Annotated in this window: 18 protein-coding genes and 1 riboswitch; of the genes, 14 read left to right on the top strand and 4 right to left on the bottom strand. The window is 47.9% G+C overall.

What is annotated here, in order from left to right; all coding sequences use genetic code 11:
• The first annotated feature begins 4 nt into the window (after nucleotides 1–4).
• Nucleotides 5–814, top strand: coding sequence for an ammonia-dependent NAD(+) synthetase (gene nadE / locus CS562_RS27200; RefSeq protein WP_076290496.1), 810 nt, complete (start codon nucleotides 5–7; stop codon nucleotides 812–814).
• A gap of 94 nt (nucleotides 815–908) precedes the next feature.
• On the opposite strand, the gene CS562_RS27195 is transcribed toward nadE, so the two are convergent.
• Nucleotides 909–1,724, bottom strand: coding sequence for an alpha/beta hydrolase (locus CS562_RS27195; protein WP_099858756.1), 816 nt, complete (start codon nucleotides 1,722–1,724; stop codon nucleotides 909–911).
• A gap of 186 nt (nucleotides 1,725–1,910) precedes the next feature.
• Between CS562_RS27195 and acpS the strand changes: the two genes are divergently transcribed.
• A complete protein-coding gene (acpS, locus tag CS562_RS27190; protein WP_076290494.1) occupies nucleotides 1,911–2,327 on the top strand; it encodes a holo-ACP synthase in 417 nt (138 codons plus the stop codon).
• Nucleotides 2,328–2,385: 58 nt separating this feature from the next.
• Entirely contained in the window at nucleotides 2,386–3,717 is a 1,332-nt protein-coding gene (gene mutY / locus CS562_RS27185; protein WP_099858755.1) for an A/G-specific adenine glycosylase, read from the top strand.
• 115 nt (nucleotides 3,718–3,832) lie between these two features.
• Here the strand turns inward: mutY and CS562_RS27180 are convergent, their stop codons facing one another.
• A complete protein-coding gene (locus CS562_RS27180; RefSeq protein ID WP_024632995.1) occupies nucleotides 3,833–4,444 on the bottom strand; it encodes a superoxide dismutase in 612 nt (203 codons plus the stop codon).
• 538 nt (nucleotides 4,445–4,982) lie between these two features.
• Between CS562_RS27180 and CS562_RS27175 the strand changes: the two genes are divergently transcribed.
• The 9 genes from CS562_RS27175 to CS562_RS27135 all read left to right on the top strand — a co-directional run bounded on the left by CS562_RS27175 (nucleotide 4,983) and on the right by CS562_RS27135 (nucleotide 15,984).
• Nucleotides 4,983–5,408, top strand: coding sequence for a GNAT family N-acetyltransferase (locus tag CS562_RS27175; protein ID WP_024632996.1), 426 nt, complete (start codon nucleotides 4,983–4,985; stop codon nucleotides 5,406–5,408).
• Between the two features lie 422 nt (nucleotides 5,409–5,830).
• Entirely contained in the window at nucleotides 5,831–6,436 is a 606-nt protein-coding gene (gene lepB, locus CS562_RS27170; protein ID WP_246318079.1) for a signal peptidase I, read from the top strand.
• A 178-nt stretch (nucleotides 6,437–6,614) separates the two neighbouring features.
• Entirely contained in the window at nucleotides 6,615–8,456 is a 1,842-nt protein-coding gene (queG, locus tag CS562_RS27165) for a tRNA epoxyqueuosine(34) reductase QueG (protein ID WP_099858753.1), read from the top strand.
• A 15-nt stretch (nucleotides 8,457–8,471) separates the two neighbouring features.
• Nucleotides 8,472–9,503, top strand: coding sequence for an HD-GYP domain-containing protein (locus CS562_RS27160; protein ID WP_099858752.1), 1,032 nt, complete (start codon nucleotides 8,472–8,474; stop codon nucleotides 9,501–9,503).
• Between the two features lie 223 nt (nucleotides 9,504–9,726).
• Entirely contained in the window at nucleotides 9,727–9,990 is a 264-nt protein-coding gene (locus CS562_RS27155; RefSeq protein WP_076290490.1) for a YneF family protein, read from the top strand.
• Between the two features lie 79 nt (nucleotides 9,991–10,069).
• Nucleotides 10,070–10,663 (top strand): GTP cyclohydrolase I FolE, encoded by a 594-nt coding sequence (gene folE / locus CS562_RS27150; protein WP_076290489.1) that lies wholly within the window; start codon nucleotides 10,070–10,072, stop codon nucleotides 10,661–10,663.
• A gap of 261 nt (nucleotides 10,664–10,924) precedes the next feature.
• On the top strand, nucleotides 10,925–11,779 hold the full coding sequence (locus CS562_RS27145; protein WP_099858751.1) for a lipoate--protein ligase family protein: 855 nt from the start codon (nucleotides 10,925–10,927) through the stop codon (nucleotides 11,777–11,779).
• A gap of 70 nt (nucleotides 11,780–11,849) precedes the next feature.
• Nucleotides 11,850–12,074, top strand: coding sequence for a hypothetical protein (locus CS562_RS27140; RefSeq protein WP_053779639.1), 225 nt, complete (start codon nucleotides 11,850–11,852; stop codon nucleotides 12,072–12,074).
• Nucleotides 12,075–12,342: 268 nt separating this feature from the next.
• On the top strand, nucleotides 12,343–15,984 hold the full coding sequence (locus CS562_RS27135; RefSeq protein WP_099858750.1) for an S-layer homology domain-containing protein: 3,642 nt from the start codon (nucleotides 12,343–12,345) through the stop codon (nucleotides 15,982–15,984).
• 135 nt (nucleotides 15,985–16,119) lie between these two features.
• On the opposite strand, the gene CS562_RS27130 is transcribed toward CS562_RS27135, so the two are convergent.
• Nucleotides 16,120–17,397 carry a Fe-Mn family superoxide dismutase gene (locus CS562_RS27130; RefSeq protein ID WP_099858749.1) on the bottom strand — a complete coding sequence of 426 codons (1,278 nt, stop codon included), beginning with the start codon at nucleotides 17,395–17,397 and terminating at the stop codon, nucleotides 16,120–16,122.
• Nucleotides 17,398–17,594: 197 nt separating this feature from the next.
• Complete coding sequence (locus tag CS562_RS27125; RefSeq protein WP_076290486.1) at nucleotides 17,595–18,623, bottom strand: alpha/beta hydrolase; 1,029 nt, start codon at nucleotides 18,621–18,623, stop codon at nucleotides 17,595–17,597.
• A 358-nt stretch (nucleotides 18,624–18,981) separates the two neighbouring features.
• Here CS562_RS27125 and CS562_RS27120 point away from each other — a divergent pair, with 358 nt between their 5' ends.
• Both CS562_RS27120 and thiC read left to right on the top strand, forming a co-directional pair.
• Nucleotides 18,982–19,725 carry an IclR family transcriptional regulator gene (locus tag CS562_RS27120; protein WP_063568040.1) on the top strand — a complete coding sequence of 248 codons (744 nt, stop codon included), beginning with the start codon at nucleotides 18,982–18,984 and terminating at the stop codon, nucleotides 19,723–19,725.
• Nucleotides 19,726–19,844: 119 nt separating this feature from the next.
• Nucleotides 19,845–19,958, top strand: a riboswitch (TPP riboswitch).
• 363 nt (nucleotides 19,959–20,321) lie between these two features.
• On the top strand, nucleotides 20,322–22,106 hold the full coding sequence (gene thiC / locus CS562_RS27115; protein ID WP_099858820.1) for a phosphomethylpyrimidine synthase ThiC: 1,785 nt from the start codon (nucleotides 20,322–20,324) through the stop codon (nucleotides 22,104–22,106).
• The last annotated feature ends 112 nt before the right edge of the window (nucleotides 22,107–22,218 follow it).

Genomic DNA, 22,218 nt, shown 5'->3' with positions numbered 1-22,218 from the left:
AACGATGAGTTTGCAACAACAGATCATCGCTGAATTGAAGGTTAAACCAAGCATTAATGAAGAAGAGGAAGTGCGCAAGCGCGTTGACTTTCTTAAAACCTATGTGAAAAATGCCAATTCCAAAGGATTGTTAATTGCAATCAGTGGCGGGATTGACAGTGCTGTAGCAACGGCGCTTTGCAAAAAAGCAACGGACGAGCTTACAGCAGAAGAGAATAAGGAATACAAAACGCTGGGTGTATTCCAGCCTTACGGTGAGCAATCGGACATTGACCATAGCTATGCCGTGGCCAAAGCTTATGACCTGAAGCATGTCGTTGAAACCAACATCGAAGATGCAGTTAACGAAATCGCACTGGAAGTGGAGCAAGGTTTCAAATCCATGGGCAGCCCGCGTCATATGACTCACCAAGGCAAAGGGAACGTGAAAGCGAGAACCCGTATGGTGATGCAATATGCTCTGTCCTTTGAGGAAAACCTGCTGGTTGTCGGAACAGACCATGCTTCTGAAGCCATCACGGGCTTTTACACCAAATGGGGCGACGGAGCCGTGGATATTACACCACTGAGCACCCTGAACAAACGTCAAGTGCGTCAGCTGGCTGCGTATTTGAACGTGCCACAGGCCATTTTGGACAAGGCTCCATCAGCAGGACTCTGGGAAGGCCAGACCGATGAAGATGAACTGGGCATTTCGTATGAAGCGAACAGTGACTATCTGGAAGGTAAACAGATTGATCCGGCTGCACAAGAGCGTCTGGAAGCATTCTACACACGTACCCATCACAAACGTAATGCCATTCCTGGCATCTAATATGGATTGCAAGCATGCCATGATATGGACAATGCAAGCATCTGAACAGCAAAGAGTCACTGCATAAGGCAGCGACTCTTTTTGTTATGCAAGATTAGTTAATCCAAGTTGCGATCTGACGAAGTGTTTCGGCGATCGCCTGCTCAAGCTGCGGCGTCGATTCCTTAAATGGATGCACAGTATTAAAAGTATGATTTCCGCCGGGAATCTGGTGCCACGGGATATCCGGGCGAGCCTGAACCAGTGCGGCCGAGCCGTTACGCAGCCGTGTTCCGTCCTCTGTTCCCTGAATAAGTGCCACACGCAGAGGGGAAGAACCCAAACGATCAATGATGGCGTAACGATCCTTATGCTTGTCCAGATCTTCCAGAATGGACACGTCCAGAGGCATCTGCTGGCCGGTTCGCCCGTTCGTGACATGGCTGCGGCCCTGTGTGCGCATTTCTTCTTTTTGTTCAGGGGTAAAGAGATCCAAGTTGGTTACACCGTTCCAGGAGAGTACGCCTGCAATCTGTTCGGGATGATCCAGTGCGTACACCAGGCTTACGCCTGCACCGCGGCTATGTCCAAGTAGAAATACCGGCAGGTCGCTAAATTCTGGCTGTGTGAACACATAATCAAGCAGTGTTGACAAGTCGGCAAGCTCTCGGCTGTACGTATTGATTGCAAACTTTTCAAGTTCAGAAAATTGCTCCAGATCTTCTCCAACTCCGTTGTGAGAGAAATTGAAGGTCAGGACGTGATAGTTCTCGCTTAGCTGGGATGCAGTGTAGGGGAACATGCCCCAGTCTTTGAAGCCTTTGTAACCGTGAGTCAGGATAATGATTCCTTGAGCGGGTTGCCGTGCGGTGAATATATTTCCGCGAATGACGGCATCTCCGCCAACAGGCTGTTCAAATGCTGTGGACATATCTTATTCCTCCTAAAGTTTCATCTATTTCTGATTCATATTTTAACATAAATGGTAATGTGGACGAAGGTGCTCGCATCCGTGCGCGCCTCCTGCTACAATAGAATACGTGTTCGGATAAGTTACGGATCAGATGACCGAATGGAGATCGTTTACAGCATAAAAGGTTAAGCGGGTGAAGCGTTGATGATATATGGCATTGGAAACGACGTGCTGGAGATTGGGCGTATGCGCAGGCTGTTGTCAGGTCAACACGCCGAAGCGTTTATGAAGCGGATTTTAACGCATGCAGAGCGAGAGATTGCGGATCATCGGGGCAAACGGATGGTAGAGTTTGTATCCGGTCGATTCGCAGCAAAGGAAGCGGTGTCCAAGGCGTTTGGCTGCGGCATTGGAAGCATGATGAGTTTTACCGACATTGAAGTGCTGCCTGACGCGAAAGGGCGTCCCGTTGCCACACTTTCTGCTGAAGCATGGGAACGACTGCAGCTGCCGTACGGCAAACAGTATGATATTCATTTGAGTATTACGCACCAGACGGAGCTGGCTGCGGCCTTTGCTATAGTAGAGCAGATGGGGAAGACGGTACCCGGATCTGAATAGTAACAATGTGGGAGAACGTGTGAAGAACGTAAGCATGGTAACAGGAGAGGACGGGAATATGGGTTTATTGGAACAGAAACGACATTTCAGCGTAAATTTGCTGGATTGGTATATGGTCAACAGACGGGATTTGCCGTGGCGTCGCCACAACAATCCTTATTTTACGTGGGTATCGGAAATTATGCTTCAACAGACTCGGGTGGATACGGTGATTCCGTATTTCAATCGTTTTATCGGGAATTTTCCGACCGTACAGGCTCTGGCTGAAGCACCGGAAGAAGAGGTCTTGAAAAATTGGGAGGGACTCGGATATTATTCGCGTGCCCGCAATCTTCAGGCGGCTGCCAGACAAGTTATGGAGCTGCACGGTGGGGAGATGCCTCAGGACAAGCAAGCGGTCTTTGCGTTAAAAGGGGTGGGCCCGTATACAGCCGGGGCCATTCTCAGCATTGCCTTCAACCAGCCGCAGCCAGCGGTGGATGGCAATGTGATGCGGGTTCTGTCCCGATACTTCCTCATTGATGAGGACATAATGAAGGGCAGCACCCGGGTGTTGATGGAAGAGCTCGCAGGAGAGCTAATTCCGGAAGGGCGTGCGCGTGATTTCAATCAGGCGCTGATGGAACTTGGCGCGCTGGTGTGCACGCCCAAAGCGCCGCAATGCCTTACTTGCCCGGTCATGGAGCAATGTTCCGGCCGCATTGCCGGACGGGAGCTCACGCTGCCGGTCAAGACCAAGGCGAAGCCGCCGCGCCCTGAGCAGCGGCTGGTCGCCATTGTGGAGGGCCGCGGTGCTCATCGCGGCCGTGTACTTGTGCGCCAGCGCCCAGCGACGGGCCTATTGGCCCGCATGTGGGAGCTGCCGCATGTGCTGGCGGCGCCCGCCACAGCCGGCAAGAAGGCGGGGCCGCTGGCAGATGAGCCGGCCATGGCTTTGCTTGCCGGCAGTCTGTGGGCGGAAGGCTTCGCTGCCCGCCCGGAAGGGCTGGCTACCCATGCGGAGCATGTGTTCAGCCACATTGTCTGGAGCCTGCAGGTGTACAAGTGCACTGAGCAGGACCAGAGTAACGAGCTTCCGCTGATCGTTGCGGAAGCCAGAGCGGCCTACGATGCACAGGCGGCTGCCAAGGAAACCACTGCTCCAGCCCAAGTATCGGAGTCAGGCATCATCGATGCAGCCAGTATCTCAGGCTCACTTGATGAGCAGGGGGAGCCGTTGTCAGCAATTGCCGCAAGTGACCCGGCGCATGATGTAATGAGTGGTAGAGGCGATGGCCTGATCTATCGCTGGATTGGTCCAGAAGATATGGACAAAATGGCATTTCCGAATATATTCCTGAAGCTCATCAGCAGTTATTTTGCAGGGGTATATGACGATGTTAGTGAGTAATGGGCCCTTGCCATACCAATATTAAATCAACCAACGTGCTCAAGCAAAAGCACACAAAAAAGAGCCTGATCCGGTCGCTTTGACCGAATCAGGCTCTTTAATTATGCTGGCAGTCTTATTTCGCTGCAGCGTAACGTTTGTTTACTTCATCCCAGTTGATTACATTCCAGAAAGCACCGATGTAGTCAGGGCGTTTGTTTTGATATTTCAGGTAGTAAGCGTGCTCCCATACATCCAGACCCAGAACCGGAGTCAGACCTTCGAAGAGAGGGCTGTCTTGGTTAGGTGTGCTAGTGATGGACAATTTGCCATCTTTACCAACTACGAGCCAAGCCCAACCAGAACCGAAACGAGTTGTAGCTGCTTTAGCGAAATCTTCTTTGAATTTGTCAAAGCCACCCAGTTCGCTATCGATTGCTGCTGCGATGTCGCCAGTTGGAGCGCCGCCGCCGTTAGGTCCGATGATTTCCCAGAACAGGCTGTGGTTAGCATGTCCGCCACCGTTGTTGCGAACGGCTGTGCGGATACCTTCAGGTACGCTGTCAAGGTTAGCAATCAGATCTTCCAAGCTTTTACCTTGCAGTTCAGGAGCGCTTTCCAGAGCTGCGTTCAAGTTCGTTACGTAAGTATTGTGATGGCGATCGTGGTGAATTTCCATCGTTTGCGCATCAATATGTGGTTCCAGTGCGTCGTTAGCGTAAGGAAGTGCTGGTAATTGAAAAGTCATAATGAAATACCTCCTGAGATTTTTGAATTTTTGTTAAGGTCAGCATTTTGCATAATTCAATTCGAATCGCTTCCGGTACAAGTTCTAGACGAATAGGTTCACTTCGATCTATATCTTGCTGAGTGAAAGTCGCTCACAGGATTTATGCAAATTGCTCAGGTACCTATGTAATAATACCCTTGTCACTAATATTAAACCGCATTCGGGCTAATTAAGCAACATTTTTGTTTATTAAGTCCCCCCCAGACGTTAATCCATTCATGGGTCAGAGATAACAAACATATTTTACCCATTATGAAACTATTTATGTGATTTTAGGGCTTTGAATAGAGGAAAAGTTTAATATTCGGATGTAAACGGTTACAATTAAGCGCTTTCAAAAGAAAATGCGTGTTTTATGGCGTAAAGTATGGTTTAATTGACGGAGAAGCGGTATTTTCTCGTTTTTTGTCATTATATGAACATTGGGTTTTTGGTAAAAAGGGGAGCCCCTTTTTGTAAAACCTCATCTAAGCTAACGAAAAGGGAGATTTAAGACATGCACGTTCGTTCCTTTCAGTTGAGTGATGCAAGCCAGATGACAGAGCTTCTCCAGGTTGCACTATCGGAAGAGTGTTATGAGAACACGATGGGCCCGTTTGCCCGTCAATTGTCATGGGATTCTGACCTGATCATGGTTGCGGAAGAAGAGGGAGACCTCGTCGGCGCTTTGATCGGTACGATTGACCACAACCAGGGATGCATCTATCGTATTGCGGTCCATCCAGACTATCGTCGCCGCGGAGTCGGCAAAAAACTTGTCGAGGCCATGGAACAAAGGTTCCAGCAGCGTAAAGTCAGTCAAATATGGGTGGCGGGTGATGAGCACAACAAAGTAGCCATGCCTCTTTATGAAGCAATGGGTTACGGTGCCAATCAGATTATGAGCGCTTTCCAGAAACTCAGTATTTTGTCCAAAGCTTAGTTTGCAGGGTTAAAAAAGAAATATAACAGATTTTCATTTCATATTAGGCGTATCTTTCAACGTGTAACAACGTGAGGGATATGCCTTTCTATTTATATGGGTGCTTTTCACCGATTATTCCCCTTTTTTCGCCACTTCTGAATGCCATTCCATTTAAATTAATCCCTGGTTTAACTGTTTTAATCTCGTTGTTATTCACCCTTCAAGTTGTATTGGTGCTCATAACCAATTGTTTCACCCTTGCAAATGAAGTAGAATTAAAAGGATTATGATCACTCAATTTTGGTAATATCAGAACATATAAACGCGGAACGCCAGCTTCCTGATATTTTCAAGAAAAACGTTCACTATATGCGATCTGTCTTCCTTGAAAGTATGTCGATCGACGTTTTTTTCACAAAATGGATAAACGAGGTGTCTCTTTGAACTCCAATAATCTTTCAACGGAGCATGTAGCTTCCAAGGAACGAAATGGTCCGGGAGTGCCTGATCCACCGGAGAAATCCTGGGGTGCAGAGCTTTGGGACTGGGTGAAAACCATAGTGATTGCTTTTGTAATCATGATGCTGTTGAACCTGTTTGTATTCAATCTTTCGATGGTCAAAGGTCAATCGATGCAGCCGACGCTGGTTGAGCGGGATCGTCTGTTTGTAAATAAAATTGTATATGATTTTGGGACACCGTCCCGATCAGATGTTATTGTGCTTCGTGATCCAAGCGAAGGTGTGGAGAAAAAAGATTTTCTGGTCAAACGGATTGTCGGGCTTCCCGGAGACACGGTTGAAGTACGGGACCATCATTTATTCGTGAATGGGGAGCAGCAAGCGGAAACGTACACGGATACGGAGGTTCAGGACCCTGATTTTGGACCGATTACGCTGGAAGCGGATCATTACTTTGTAATGGGAGATAATCGTCATGAAGGCAAGAGCAAGGATAGCCGTGTGTTTGGCAGCATTACTTCCAGTGAAATTGTAGGCAGGGCGGAGTTTATTTTTTGGCCGTTCTCAGAAATTAAAAAACTGTAAAATGTTAGCAGGACAAGGACAACAACTTCACGCTACATTTTGCGTTAAACGATATAGACTCGGTTTCTTTTTAGCTCCGGTATGTCCGACTTGTATATCGAAATCAGCGCCTGTCCTCCCACCTGAGGCGGGCGTTCACTATTTGCGGAATTAGCGTGGAAGAAGAGAGGGAATAGATATGACGAGTGTACAGACCGGAGCAGCAAAGGCAGCAGCTGTATGGGAGAAGTTAAAACAAGAGATTAAGGCAGCTGCTCCCGAGATGGGTATTGATGATATAGGATTTGCTTCGGCAGAACCATTCGTGACCTTGAAGTCCATTCTGGAGCAACATCGGGCGAAAGGATTCGAGTCCGGATTTGAGGAGCCTGATATTGAGAAAAGGATACGTCCAGAGTTGAAAGATGGCGAGCCTGCTTCGCTCATTGCGATTGCCGTGGCTTATCCATCGAAGATGGTTAATCCGCCGAAGTCGGAGCCGGGTGCATACCGTGGTATTCTGGCTCGTTCCGCCTGGGGTCAGGATTATCACCAAGTCCTGCGTGCAGCAATGGACAAGCTGGTTCATTTTATACGTGAACGCGTACCTGAAGCCATGATTGAAAGTATGGTAGACACGGGGGCGTTGGTGGACCGTGCTGTTTCCCAGCGTGCGGGGATTGGATTCAGTGCCAAGAACTGTGCCATTATATCGCCCAAATTCGGTTCATGGATCTTTCTCGGCGAACTGGTCACGAATATCCCGTTTCAGCCAGACAACCCGGTGACCGAGGATTGTGGTGAATGTACGAAGTGTATTGATGCCTGTCCAACTGGAGCACTGGTCGGGCCGGGACAACTGAATGCACAGCGCTGCATTTCGTTTGTGACCCAAACGAAAGGCTTCGTGGATGAAGAGTTTATGCTCAAAATTGGCAACCGTCTGTACGGTTGTGATACCTGTCAGATTGTTTGCCCGAAGAATCGGGGTAAAAACTGGGACCACCATCCTGAGTTTCATCCCGATCCGGAGATTGTAAAACCTTTGCTGATACCGTTGCTAGACATCGGTAACCGTGAATTCAAAGAGCGCTTCGGCCAAAGTTCCGCCGCTTGGCGGGGCAAGAAGCCAATTCAGCGCAACGCCGTAATTGCCCTTGGCAATTTCAAAGACAAAACCGCTGTACCGAAACTAACGGAGGTACTGAAGCGTGATCCGCGTCCCGAGCTGCGGGGAACTGCAGCTTGGGCGCTGAGCAGAATTGGAGGAGAAGACGCAATGAGAGCCATTGGGGAAGCTGCCGCTAACGAACAAGATGGGAACGTGCTAAGCATGCTGCAGAAGGCCAAGGAACGACTGAGTTCGTCCGAGACCTTACCCGATAAGCCTCAGGCAGAGCCAAAGAGCAACGATAAGCCTGAGGATCAGAAGGAACAGAATAAGACACCCGAACAGGAAAATGGGCAGACGACAGAGCCTGCCAAACCAGAAGCTGCAGCATGGAAACCATCAGCCGTAACAGGTCTGCATGGTACGCCGGTATATTACGATGAGGTGCTAACGCCGATCGGTACACTTACGCTCTGTGCGACGGATAAAGGCCTGTGTCACATTGATTTTGGTGCATTCCATGTGCGCGAGGCGCATTTGCAACAATGGGCTCGTACATGGATTGGCGAATATCGATATGAGAAAAATGAAGAGAAGCTGAGCGAAGCTGCACAACAGTTGAAGCAGTATTTTGCAGGAGAACGAAAAGCGTTTGATCTGAAGCTCGATTTGTTTGGAACACCATTCCAGCTACAAGTATGGCAAGTCCTGTCCGATATATCTTATGGAGAGGCCTCAACACACCAACAGGTTGCGGAAATCATCGGCAGACCCAAAGCTGTTCGCGCAGTTCTGGATGCTATTAGTAAAAATCCGATTCCGATTATTATTCCCTGTCACCGCATCAGCGGTAAAGACGGAACCCTGGTGGGTTATGTAGGCGGGCTGCAAACCAAAGAGCAATTGCTCAACTTGGAGCAGCAATCGTAAGAGCGGGGGACGTTCATGAAGTATGTTAACGTGGAGAGCGTGGAGGCGGGGGAGCTTCTGGGCAAAACCATATATTCCGGCAACGGCACGGTGTTGCTGTCTGCCGGAGTCCAGCTCACCGTATTTATGGTTAATACGCTGAAGCGTATTGGCGTGACCATGCTGTACATCCAGGATGAAGCGTATAAAGATGTGGATACAGAAGACATTCTGGATGAAGCCACGAAAAAGGCAGTAATTAATGAAATGAGTGTTACGCTCGATTCTATCCGTTCCGGGAAAGACTGGAGCCCGAAGAAGGTCGCCATCAGCATAGATAAATTGTTGAACGATGTTCTGAACGGGCGTGAACTGCTTGTTCAGCTCACAGACATTCGGACCAAAGATAACGCACAGTATGTTCACGCCATGAATGTATGTTTGCTTTCTTCTGTCATTGGTCTGAATCTGGGGCTTAACTATGTGCAGCTCAAGGATCTGGCCGTCGGAGCTCTATTGCATGACATCGGCAAAGTGGGGGAGCCACCTGGCAGCGGTTCAACAGCAAACTCATCCCTGCATCACACGTGGAAAGGGTTCGAGTTGATCAAGTCCAAACGGGAGTTTAATCTGCTTGTGGCACATACGGCTCTGCAGCATCATGAGCATGTGGATGGTACGGGACTACCGAGGGGCATTCAGGGAAAAGACATTCATCTTTTCGCTAAAATCGTCAGTGCAGCTAACACGTATGATAATCTGATCAATGGCCTTTCGGGTAGAATTATGCTGCCACATGAAGCCTGTGAAGAGATGATGGCGATGTCTGGCACGAAGCTGGATCGTGACATTCTGATCGAATTCAACCGGAGTGTGTCCGTTTATCCGAATGGAACAGCAGTTCGATTGTCTACCAAAGAGACCGGAGTCATTGTGCGTCAGCACCGGGGTCTGCCTGGTAGGCCGGTCATTCGGGTGGCACGTGGCAGTACACGTTATGATCTGGATGTGATTGAAGTGGATCTGGCTCAGCATACAACCGTTTTCATAGAGGCGGTACTGATGTAACTTATACGGATGCTCCTGAGAGATTTACTGAATGTTTTCGATCTGTTTTCTGGATGTTAAATTCAGCGTATAGCTGGAAAATCCGTTTGCTCAAGGCGTGCGGAAATGCTATGATAACTTTCAGGAAATCCGGTGCGTGTCATGTTTGCATCGTGAGCGTATAACATCATGTGCTGACACGGATCATCAGGCTTTTTAGATTGCATACAGAGGTGTCTAAGAGATGGAAATAGCAATACCGATTATTACATTGATTGTTGGTCTGGTCGGAGGATTTTTCATTGGGGTATACTACTTGCGGAAACAGCTTGAGAAAATGCAAAGCGATCCCGACATGCTCCAGAAGATGGCGAAGCAAATGGGTTATAACCTGAACGGCAAGCAAATGCAGCGCGCCCAGCAGATGATGAAGAACCAGCAGCCAGGCGCGAAGATGCCTCAGCCGCAACAACATCCTGCGCGTAAAAACTCGGGCCGCCGAAAATAATAGCTGTGAGCGAGCATTATGCATAATGCTGAAGTGAATAGCTGCTTACAGTATGTGGTTCGAAAGGAGGCGTTCGGCAGTGGCTGGCGTTAAAGATTATTTGAATTCAAAAGTATCCGACAATCGGGAGAAGATCGAGTATCACATTGAACAGATCTTGCAATTGATCGGTGAGGATAGTACGCGGGAAGGGCTGCTGGAAACGCCTGCACGCGTAACCCGGATGTATGAAGAGATTTTTGGCGGGTATGAAGTGGACCCGCGCGATGTACTTGGTGTGACGTTTGACGAGAATCATGAAGAACTGGTCATTGTGAAGGACATTGTCTATTACAGCCAATGTGAACACCATATGGCGCCTTTCTTCGGTAAGGTGCACATTGGATATGTACCGAGTGGCAAAATTGTGGGATTGAGCAAAATGGCCCGTCTGGTGGAGGCAGTTACCCGCCGCCTGCAGGTTCAGGAGCGAATCACCTCACAGATTGCCGATATTCTGACTGAAGCGGTAGAGCCGAATGGTGTCATGGTTGTCGTGGAAGGCGAGCACTTGTGCATGTGTTCCCGCGGCGTGAAGAAGCCGGGCAGTAAGACGGTTACATCTGCTGTACGTGGTTCTTTCCGTGACAATCCGGCACAGCGTGCTGAGTTCTTGTCGCTGGTAAAAGATTAAAAGTTCGGGCTCATTCCACACGTTGGACAAGCCAGAAGCGTTGAATCCTTCGGCACCATCATGTTGCTTCCATTTTAGTCGGCATTTCGCTGAATCTTAAATGGCAGTATAGATGCTTGTGCCAATGGAAGCTTTCATAAATAAGCCGTGTTCCCTGGGGAACCGGCTTATTTATATATTATTTTTGCATTCATGGGGATACATAAGGGTCATGTAACTATTTCAATTCATCCAGATTAGTTTAGTCGGAGGCTATCTTATATGAGTGTACCGTCCAATTCAGATCAACCCGGATCGCCGGGAGCAAAGCAGCAGATGCAGCTGGATCATTCATTGCCTCTGCAAATTTGGGAGACACCGCTGCTGCGGCACGGGAGCAGTGTGCTTGAAGCATTTGCTTGGGAAGAAGTCATGTGCCGCCGGGTGGGAGAGGGCCAGTTGCCCGTTGCTCATATATGGCGGCATCCAGATGCCTTTGTAGCAGGATTGCGGGATCGGAGGCTACCACAGGCGGTGGAAGCAATGGAACGCATTAGAAGCCAGGGAACAGCGGTCTGCGTTCGTCCATCCGGTGGTGCAGCAGTTCCCCTGAATCCAGGGGTGGTTAACGTATCTTTAATTTTGCCCAACCCTGGACGAGCCATCAATATACACGATGATTTTCGGGAGATGGCCTCACTGATTGCTGAATCACTAACACCGTGGTCGAGTCAGGCACGTACGGGGGAGATAGAAGGCGCCTTCTGTCCTGGCGATTATGATGTCAGTGTGGGTGGACTGAAATTCTGTGGTATTGCCCAGCGCAGACAGGCCAAGGCTTATATCATTACGGCCTTTATCATCGTGGAAGGACAAGGGGACCAATTGGCAGCAGACGTGCGTAAGTTCTATCAGGATGCAGCAGACGGTGCCAGTGAAGGATATCCGGATGTTCGGCCCGGAACGATGGCGAGTTTGCAGGAACTGGCAGGTGTCCCTTCTGCTGCGGCGTATACAGCCTCGTTGGTACGTACACTGCGTCAGCGTTTTCCCCTGGCGCAGACGAGCCGTGTGTTGAGCGTGGATCAGGAAGCCGTTAGACGGACGGCTGAGCAGATGAAACTGCGTTACGATTAGGTTCAGAAGCTTGGACTTGGAATTGGGTAATAGAGATGATATGATGTGATTTCGGAAGGAGAGTGTCTACATGGAAACTTTAAGATATACGTACTTATATGAGGTCATTTCAACAGGCGAAAAGTCTGAATTTAGCCAAATGGCTACAAGCAAGGAAGAAGCAGCTGCCCTGATCGTTGCGCGTATCGCTGATCTTGAATTTACAGGTGAAGAAGATATCAAGCTGGGCGATCTGATCGCAATTAGCAAACAGGTTGGCGACAACTATGTTGCCTGTGAGGGTTGCGCTTCCTAAGGTAAACGCTCCGAATAGTGGGCCTCAAATGATAAGCAAGTCTCTAGTATAGAGGCTTGCTTTTTTGTATCTGTATTTGGATTATTCGATTCAGGTGTGCCTCGCTGAATAATAATTGCACGGGAAGAAATATGTTCATTTGAAGGTGGTTTTGCGAAAATGCGAGAAAAGGCATATTTTCACGAAAAATGCCGATAAATGTTCAGAATCGGTTCAGAGCTGATAGGTATAATCTTCCTACAACAGAAAGAGAAGGGAAGATTCGAACATGCGAAAAAAGGATCACCAGAAGCGCTCCAGGCTCCTGAGACGAATAGGGATTGTGATAGTAACATTCCTTATGGTCTTCGGAATGCTGCCAGTTGTATTTCAACAAGGTGTCGTACAGGCCAAGAGTTGCTATGATCTGACGGAAAAAGATTCTGATAATGTTGAATGGAAGCTCATTAGTACGCCTGAAGAGCTAGCTTGTGTGAGAGAAGATTTAAACGGTAATTACAAGCTGAAGAATGATATTTCTGAAGCAGCCATGAGCACGTTTTTGAATGAGCGATCTTGGTCACCGATTGCCATTGAAGTAGAAGATGAACTTATACCTTTTACAGGCAGGTTCGATGGGAATGGTTACTCGATCTCCGGTTTGAAAACGACGGATGAGAATCAGAACGATGTGGGGCTGTTCTCTGTATTACAAGGTGCTGAGGTTAAAAATCTTATATTAAACGATGTTTCTATAAAAGGAAATGTGATCGTAGGCGGACTTGCCGGACGGAGCATAGAGTCGCGTATTGAAGGGGTCCAAATCAGTGGAAATATACAAGGGAATATGAGAGTAGGCGGTATTTTAGGATTATCGGACGAAAGTGAATATATAAATAATAGCACTAATGTCGCGGTGACCGTCTTAGGTGAGGATGGCGACTCACTCGGGGGACTTGTTGGAGAAAGTAATAAGGGCATAATCATTGCAAATGTTGCTGAAGGTATAGTGAGTGGTTACGAGGCTATAGGTGGACTGATCGGAGAGTCGAATGATAATTTCATTCGTCAGAGCTACACTTCAGGACAGGTGACGGGTAACTACCAGGTAGGCGGCTTGATTGGCCAACTTAATTATGAATTTAGCCACACTATTGAGAATAACTATGTGGTTGGTTCAGTCAGATCTAATGCTACAGGGAATAATGATTTTTCTGCTGAAGCCATTGGCGGACTGATTGGTGAAGTGAAAAAGGGTGATGGACCAGCCTCCGCAAAAATCAATATTCAACATAATTATATGGCTGCGTCTATGGATATCGTTGTTCCTGATAATTCATCATCACCCATTGATGATCAGACGATAGGGTCAGTCATTGGTAATCTGAATGATCCAGAGAATCAAGTTATCTTTACTAATAACTACTATGATTTAGCCAAGAGTAGTACGAACCAGCATAATGGTTCTAATTATGCAACGGGTCTTACTACTGAGCAGATGAAACAACAATCTAATTTCAATGGATGGGATTTCGATGGAGTTTGGACAACTCGTAACAGGATCAATGATGGGTATCCGATCTTGCGTTCATCCAAGCTTATGAATGCACCAACTCCACCACTGCCCGATCCTACAATAGATTATCTGTATCCATATCCTATGAATGGAACAGTTACTCAGTCTACATCTAAAGTTAAAGTGAAGCTTAATGAAGCTGGTAGATTTTATTTTGACAATCAATTGTTTGATGAGGAAATCGTAGGACAGTCTGACGAAGATACTAAATTACATGCCTTAGCTAATCTATCTTATGTTGATCTAGAAGCCAATGAAGAGAAATCGTTCTTGTTCACAGGACTGGACGAGAACACGTTGTATCACGTGTTCCTGGCGGTAGAAGATAAGAATGGTCAGCTTAAGAACATGGGAGATCGGGGATATTCAACACTTGCAAACTCAACGCCTCTTCCACAAAACGTAGTGGCTTCACCTGGTGATGGTCAGGTTGCCATTGAATGGACTACAGAGCCAGAATTAGATTATCGCGTGTATATGTACCAAGGAACAGCAGCGCCTGAGGATCCCGATCTGTGGACGGATGTGACGGACAGTTACAGTGATGGACATATCAGTGATCTGACAAATGGACAGTCCTATGTATTTGCAGTTAGATCGTATACTTCCGATGAAGAAAATTCAGATTATGTTGCATCTAACGTTGTGATCCCGCAAGAGGAGAATAATAATGGTGGTGGATCTAATCCAGATCCAGACCCAGACCCGAACTTTCCTGTGCCACAGCATGTAGTGGCAACAAAAGGTGAGAAAAAGGTTACGTTAACTTGGGATCCAATCATGAACGGATTAGCTTCGGTCTATATGTACGAAGGTTCATCAGCACCAGTAGATCCTTCACAATGGGTACTTGTTACTTCTAATATTTTGAATAGCAGTTGGGAAATTAATGATCTTAGAGAAGGAGAAAAATATATTTTCGCTGTTAGAGCTGTATATGAAGATGGCGTATCCGAATATGGAATTTCTAATTCAGTGAAGATTAACATAACTCCATCCAATCCAGAAACGCCAGGTAATGGGGGAGGTGGGGGAGTTATTACTCCAACTCCTGTAACGCCAACAATTCCACAAGCTCCACAGAAAGAAGTAATCAAAGTGGATGTAGCGAATGGGGATCAAGCTTCAACGATCGCTTCCTTGGAGATTAAACGTACTCGAGGAACAGATGGTACGGTTAAGGATGAACTTCTTCTTGATCAGAGCAAAACGCAAACCATTATCGACCAATTGAAACAGACAGGCTCCCGTACAGCGGTTGTCTTGATTCCAGACGCAAAAGATGAAGTATCACAGTGGGATCTGAGGCTCTCTCCACAAGCGTCAGCAATGCTGGCTGAGCAAGGAGTGAATCTGGTTATTTCCAATCCTAATGTAAAGATTACCATTCCGGCGAATTCCTTGAACGGACGCACAGATGATATTTATTTCCGTCTTGTACCGGTGAAGAAGGAATCCCAACGTTCAGAGATCCAAACGAGAGCACAGGAGAATGAGTCGATCATCCAATTCGTAGACACAACGGATATCCAGATCATTGGACGTCCAATGACGATCGAAACGAATCTACAGAGCAGACCTGTTACGCTCATATTGCCTTTAGATGCTAATCAGGTTGCAGGTGTGAAGTCTGAGGAGCTAGGTGTATATATTGAGCATAGTGATGGAACGAAGGAGCTTCTACACGGCAAACGGGTTACCCTAAACGGTGATAATCAGCAAGGCGTCGAGATTGAAGTAAACAAATTCAGTACTTTCTCCATTGTTAAGGTCAAAGACTGGACAGACAACACATTGAAAGCACAACCTTATATTCAGGGGTACACGGATGGCAGTTTCCGACCAGAACGTAATGTAACTCGTGCGGAAATGGCAACATTAATCACGCGTATTCTGGGAACATCTGCTCTTGAGGGAAGTCATGAATTTACAGATGTAACATCCAGCCACTGGGCACAGGCGTCTATATCAGCAGCAGCCCAATCCGGTTCTGTTAAAGGTTATACAGATGGCAGCTTTAAGCCGGATCAAGCGATTACCCGCGCGGAAATGGCTGTCGTGTTACAGCCGTTATTAACATCTGATCAGATGACTACTGCGCCGACAGCATTTAACGATATGAACGAGCATTGGGCGCAACAAGCAGTAGAACAATTAAGTTCGGCGGGAGTAGTTACCGGATACAAGGATGGAATGTTCCGTCCAAGTCAGCCGATAACCCGCGCTGAAGCTGTTACAATGCTGAATAAGCTGATCGGTCTTCAAGCTGAAACGAATGCGGCAGGACATTGGTCGGATGTACCTGCCACACATTGGGCTTATGAAGCGATTGGGGCAGCTTCTATCCGCAAGTAAATAGTTGTATTCAAACTCAAAGAGATATCTTTCAGTCATTCGGCTGGAGATATCTCTTTTTTTACATCAACATATAGCACCATGGATTCAATGCGCTCCAGAGTACTCCCTGATGATATGCTTAGCCCGAGAATCCTAATAAGGCGGCCATAACAGCTTGCGCGCAGTTTCATAACGTTCCGCCACAGCTGGCCAGTACACAACCTTCCACCAGTCCTCGATATATTTTTTGCGTTCATTCTGGTGTTTCAGATAGTAGGCATGCTCCCATACATCAAGCGGCAGGAGAGGCACAATGTCGGACTGAGATAAATTCTGGTGTTTCTCCGCTTGTAAAATTTCCAATCTATGCGCCCGCGGGCTCCATACCAGCATGGCCCATCCGCTGCCTTCTACTTTGTTGGCGGCTTCGGTAAATTGATTCTTGAACGCTTCATAGCTGCCAAAATCCCGCTTGATCTGCTCTGCGAGCATACCGGAAGGCTTGCCTCCGCCTTTAGGGTTCATGATCGTCCAGAAGATCGTATGCAGGTAGTGGCCTGCGCCATTAAATGCGAGTTCGCGTTCCCAATGTTTGACGAGTTCAAAATTATTCTTTTTCCGCGATTCTGCCAGCTTTTTCTCCGCGGTGTTCAGTCCGTCCACGTAGGATTGATGGTGCTTGTCATGGTGTATGCGCATCGTCATCTCGTCAATATGTGGTTCCAGCGCATTGTAGGCGTAGGGTAGGGGTGGCAGTGTGTGCCCTCCAATAGGCACGGGTTTCTCCTTGACCGGCGCAGCTGTAGAGTTGGTTGTGTCCTCTGCATTTGCATCGGGAGACTGTACAGTCGCTGAAGATTGTGCCTGTAACGCTGGAGTGGAGTTATTGATTTTTCCCGCAACATTGGACGATTCTTCTACAGCTTCACGATAGGGCTGTTCGGAAACGGGCGTTGAAGCAACTTGTACTTGTACGTTGGGATCAGACACCAAATCTCGCAAAGCTCCAGATTGTTTCAGCGTTTCAAGTACCCCCAGGAAATACTCGGATTCACGTATAAAATGCAGAATAACCACTTTGGCAATCGGCACTTGCTGAACAGCAGTACTTTGCTCCAGTAGGACGTACAACTGTCTAATGAACTCTCGCGATTGTGTGCAGGCAGCCGCTACGAGTTGTTCAATGCAGCGGATGATGTAAGGAGCAGGCGGCTGGGTTCCAGGCAGTATTTGCTTCAACAGCTGATTCGCGACTCGTTCGCTATTCTCAAAGATCGCTTCCCATTCCGCAAGCCATTTAACATAAGAGGGTTCAAGATCAGGGACCAAGGCACGAATGACAATCGTATGTTCCTTCTCTTGCTCTTTCCAGAAACGGACTTCTTCGAGTATCCGCAGAGGAAGCAGATGCCCATATCCATACCAATTCATAAGCGGTAAACCTCCGTTCAGATGAATTTGAATTCAGATCCAGCAGCAGAAATGAATTTTGTTTCCCCGGTTCGCTCAATTTTGTAATGTACAAGGTAGAGCTGTCTTTAATTACATCCCAAAAGTATATTCTTCAGGCATGTTGTCCTATGTACACAAAAAAAGAGCCCCCTAGGGGCTCTTGAATTATCGGATTTTCACGATTCTCCGGTATTGGTATTTTCCACATCATCGCTGCTCGTCTTCGTCACATGACTCAGGAATGTGGAGACACGGCGCAGATATTCCTTCGGATGCTCCCGGAAGATCAGCTCATGATGCGCACCGTCCACAATCCATTCATCGGAATTTGAATTGGTTTGGTTGCCGGCAAGCAGCTCAGCAATCGGGTAAGGAGCTTTCTCATCCTCGGTACCATGGATGAAGAAAATCGGGAAAGGATAATCTTCTTTTTTCACTTCTTGATACGGAATCTGCTGCAATCCGGTCCCGTTCAGAATAGGGAACAGCAGGTTCATAATCTCCAGCGTAGGCTGACGCGGAAGATCAATCTGATTATGGATGTTGTGATACAGCGTATCCGGCTCAAGCAGGAACGTGCTGTCCAGAATCATAGCATCCACATCTTTGGTAATCAGCCCAGTTTGCAGGGCTGTACCTGCACCCATGGAGAATCCCCATACGACAAGCTCCTGAGCTCCGCGCTGCTTCGCAAACTGGATAGCACCAAGCAACTGCTGGGACTCGGCTTTGCCGCCTGTAGCGACAGCTTTGTTCACCTGTGAAGCGAAACCGTAATCGAACATCACCACATTGAAGCCAAGTTGATGAGCATAATGGGCCAGGTCATACATCGGTACCCAGGTTTCTTCACGATTCGCACCATATCCATGGCTGAATATGATGGTTTTGTTTGCATTATCATCAGCCGGAATATACCAACCCTGCATTGTTCGACTGCCGTCTGCTGCCGGAAACGTGATGTCTTGATACTTCATGTTCTTCGCCTGCATGGGATTGGAGAATACAGGCGCTACAGTTGGATTGGATAATACCCAAGCAATATAACCGTGTAGTGCAATGAAACAAAAGAGCAGAAAAAATACAACGGAGAGCAACAACGCCACGACAATATGTTTGAACCGGATCAGCCTCGGTGATAACGAAGAAGGCAGATCTGACACTTTCGTTTGCAGCGGGGCTTCGCTCTGGGATGTCGGATACATGATTGCCCCTCCTTTAAAAATCAAATGAAGATAACAACGAGACGAACAGAGCGGATAAATGATTTTTCTGACTACTTATGAAGCAAAATCTTAATTTAATATATCTTTATCGTATGTTCCAATATAGTCAAAGTCAATTGATTGAGGCCATTTGTTACGCAATTGTTATATAGTTCTGAAGATATATGGGTAACATTTCCTTAGGGTGCAAAATGCAGGGGATTCTAATTTATAAAAAGAAAATATTTACAAATATCCCTATTCCAAATGGCGCTTTTTGGTTTACAGATGAGACCGTTTCTCATATAATTTATGTAACCAAGTTTCATGTGATGAAACATGAGGAGGGCAACTTGCCATGGAAGACCGAAAGTTAACCGTCCGGGCTGTAGAACGGGCGCTGGATATATTATTGTGTTTTACAACCCGCAGTGATCTGGGACTCACGGAAATTGCCAGCCAGATCGGTCTGCACAAGAGTACAGTCCATCGTCTGATGGCTACTTTGGAGGACAAAGGGTTCGTAATCCGGGATGCTGCAACTGAGAAGTATCGACTCGGCATACGCATCTGGGAACTGTCTGCCCATATGTCTCGCAGCGATGATCCTGCCATTTTGCTCCTTCCTGCGATGGAGCGGCTGAGAGATCGACTGGGCGAAACCGTGAGTTTATATCTGCGTGATGGCAGTGAGCGGATTCGAATTCAAGCCGTGCAGAGTGATCAGGCGATTCGTCGTGTAGCTCCGGTGGGCGTCAGACTTCCGTTATCAGTGGGAGCATCCAGCAAAGTGCTGATGGCTTTTGCCACCGAAGAGGACCGCGAAGATCTGATGAATGGACCGGAATGGCCGGTATTTATCGATCCCAAAGTATATTTGGCACAGATGAAAGACATTCTGGAATACGGCTACGCAACAAGTTATGAGGAACGTGAACCGGGAGCCGCAGCAGTATCTGTACCCATAATGGATCGGAAAGGCAACATCGCTGCTGCCCTGTCGGTATCCGGGCCTGTTAGCCGTCTCTCGCAAGAAACGTTGCATGAATACGCACCTGTGTTGAAGGAAGCTGCTACGCAGATGGGGCTTATGCTATCCTGATCTTATTTTCTGGAATTTAAAGGTTGTTTTTATGATTCGGTTGCGCTACTCTGTAATGGATGGCCCAACAGGGTCAGCATAATTGAATATGAATCTGCGGCCTAGATGCTGCAACTTGTTAACGTTACTGGGGGAGTCCGAATTGTCCGGACTGAGACGGAATCGCATGAGATTCCGGACCCTTTGCACCTGATCTGGATCATACCAGCGTAGGGAAGTAATCGGCGATACGATCACGAACACCATATAATTTAACCTATAGATAGGCTCCACTAAGGAGTCTCTATAAGGTGTGTTATTGGTGATGGAGATAAGCCGGTTCCCTTGGGAACCGGCTTTTTTTATACAGTAAACAGGCGAAAGCTGGTGTCAGAGCTGCTTTTGGATAAAGAGCTGGGAGCATTGGCGAGCATTGGGTTCCGATATCTTTTGCCTCGTATGTCTGTATTACTTGAATTGTATGTCTCTATTTTGTGTTGTAGGGTCGCTCTTTCTTTTTCTATGTTGTGGATGGTTTGGAGCCGTGTGCAAGTATTTCAATCCAGGCAAACACTAATGAGGAGGAGACAAGAGCGATGAGTACAGGAAACCGAACGATGGGACAGGACAAGCAGGATCAGCAGTTGGCAAAGGAAAAAGGTACGGCAGGACGGGTTCAGCCCTTCCCGGGCAGCCGCAAAATTTACATTCATGGCTCACGACCTGACATTGCAGTACCGGAGCGTGAAATTGCCCTTCATGACACCAATACTCCTCAAGGAGTGGAGTATAACGAACCGCTGCGTGTCTACGATACGAGCGGACCGATGACCGACCCCGGATTTCATGCCGATATCCGGGCAGGGCTGCCAGCACTGCGTACCCGCTGGATTACGGAGCGTGAAGATGTTGAAGCCTACCAGGGACGAACGGTAAAACCGGAGGATAACGGATTGAAACCTGGAGGAAAGCGAGCTGGAGCCGAGAAGTATCCAGGCTTGCGTGGTAAACCATTGCGGGCACAGGCAGGGCGCTGCGTGACCCAGATGCATTATGCACGGCAGGGAATCATCACGCCGGAGATGGAGTTCGCCGCCATTCGTGAAGGGGTGGAGCCGGAGTTTGTGCGGCAGGAGCTGGCGAGTGGCAGGGCCATACTGCCGTCGAATATCAATCATCCAGAGAGTGAGCCGATGTTAATCGGTCGTCATTTTCATGTGAAGATCAATGCGAACATTGGAAACTCTGCGGTATCCTCCTCCATCGAGGAAGAGGTGGAGAAGATGACCTGGGCGGTACGCTGGGGATCGGATACGGTGATGGATCTGTCCACAGGCAAAGACATTCATACGACCCGGGAATGGATTATCCGCAATTCACCTGTGCCGATTGGAACAGTACCGCTCTATCAGGCGCTGGAGAAGGTCAATGGAGAAGCTGAAGCACTGACCTGGGAGTTGTATCGTGACACGCTCATTGAGCAGGCAGAGCAGGGTGTGGACTACTTTACAATCCATGCAGGCGTGCTGCTGCGTTATATTCCGATGACCGCCAAACGTATGACAGGCATTGTGTCACGGGGCGGGTCCATCATGGCAGCATGGTGCCTTGCACATCATCAGGAGAATTTTTTGTATACCCATTTTGAAGAAATCTGCGAGATTATGAAAAAGTATGATGTGGCGTTCTCGCTCGGAGACGGACTGCGCCCAGGAAGCATCTACGATGCCAATGATGAAGCCCAGATGGCGGAACTGGCTACGCTTGGTGAACTAACGCAAATCGCTTGGAAGCATGATGTGCAGGTGATGATTGAAGGTCCGGGGCATGTGCCGATGCACAAGATCAAGGAGAATGTCGATCTGCAAATGGAGATATGTAAAGAGGCGCCGTTCTATACGCTGGGACCGCTGACGACCGATATTGCACCAGGATATGACCATATTACCTCGGCAATTGGAGCAGCAATGATCGGTTGGTTTGGTACGTCCATGCTCTGTTATGTTACGCCAAAAGAACATCTGGGCCTGCCCAATAAGGATGATGTGCGGGAAGGAGTTATCGCTTACAAGATCGCTGCTCATGCCGCTGATCTGGCGAAAGGTCACCCGCGTGCCCAGCGGCGGGACGATGCGCTGTCCAAAGCACGCTTTGAGTTCCGCTGGAGGGATCAGTTCAACCTATCGCTGGATCCGGAACGTGCGCTATCCTACCACGATGAGACGTTGCCGGCGGAAGGGGCCAAGGAAGCCCATTTCTGCTCCATGTGTGGGCCGAAATTTTGCAGCATGCGCATTACGCAGGATATTCGTGCTTTTGCCGCAGATAAAGGTTTGTCCGAAAATGAGGCCGTGGCAGCGGGTATGCAGGAAAAGGCTGAGGAATACCGGACACGCTCTTAGGCGTAGTTACAGCGTAATCTGGGCAGCCTGACATAGCGAAAAGCTGTTCTTCTCCGTGATTGAGGAGAGGAACAGCTTTTTTCTGATTTCTTGTATGTGTACAATCATCTGA

Source organism: Paenibacillus sp. LK1 (assembly GCF_002750415.1).
In the GTDB taxonomy this organism is placed as follows: domain Bacteria; phylum Bacillota; class Bacilli; order Paenibacillales; family Paenibacillaceae; genus Paenibacillus; species Paenibacillus taichungensis.
This window is presented reverse-complemented; position numbering and strand designations above follow the sequence as displayed.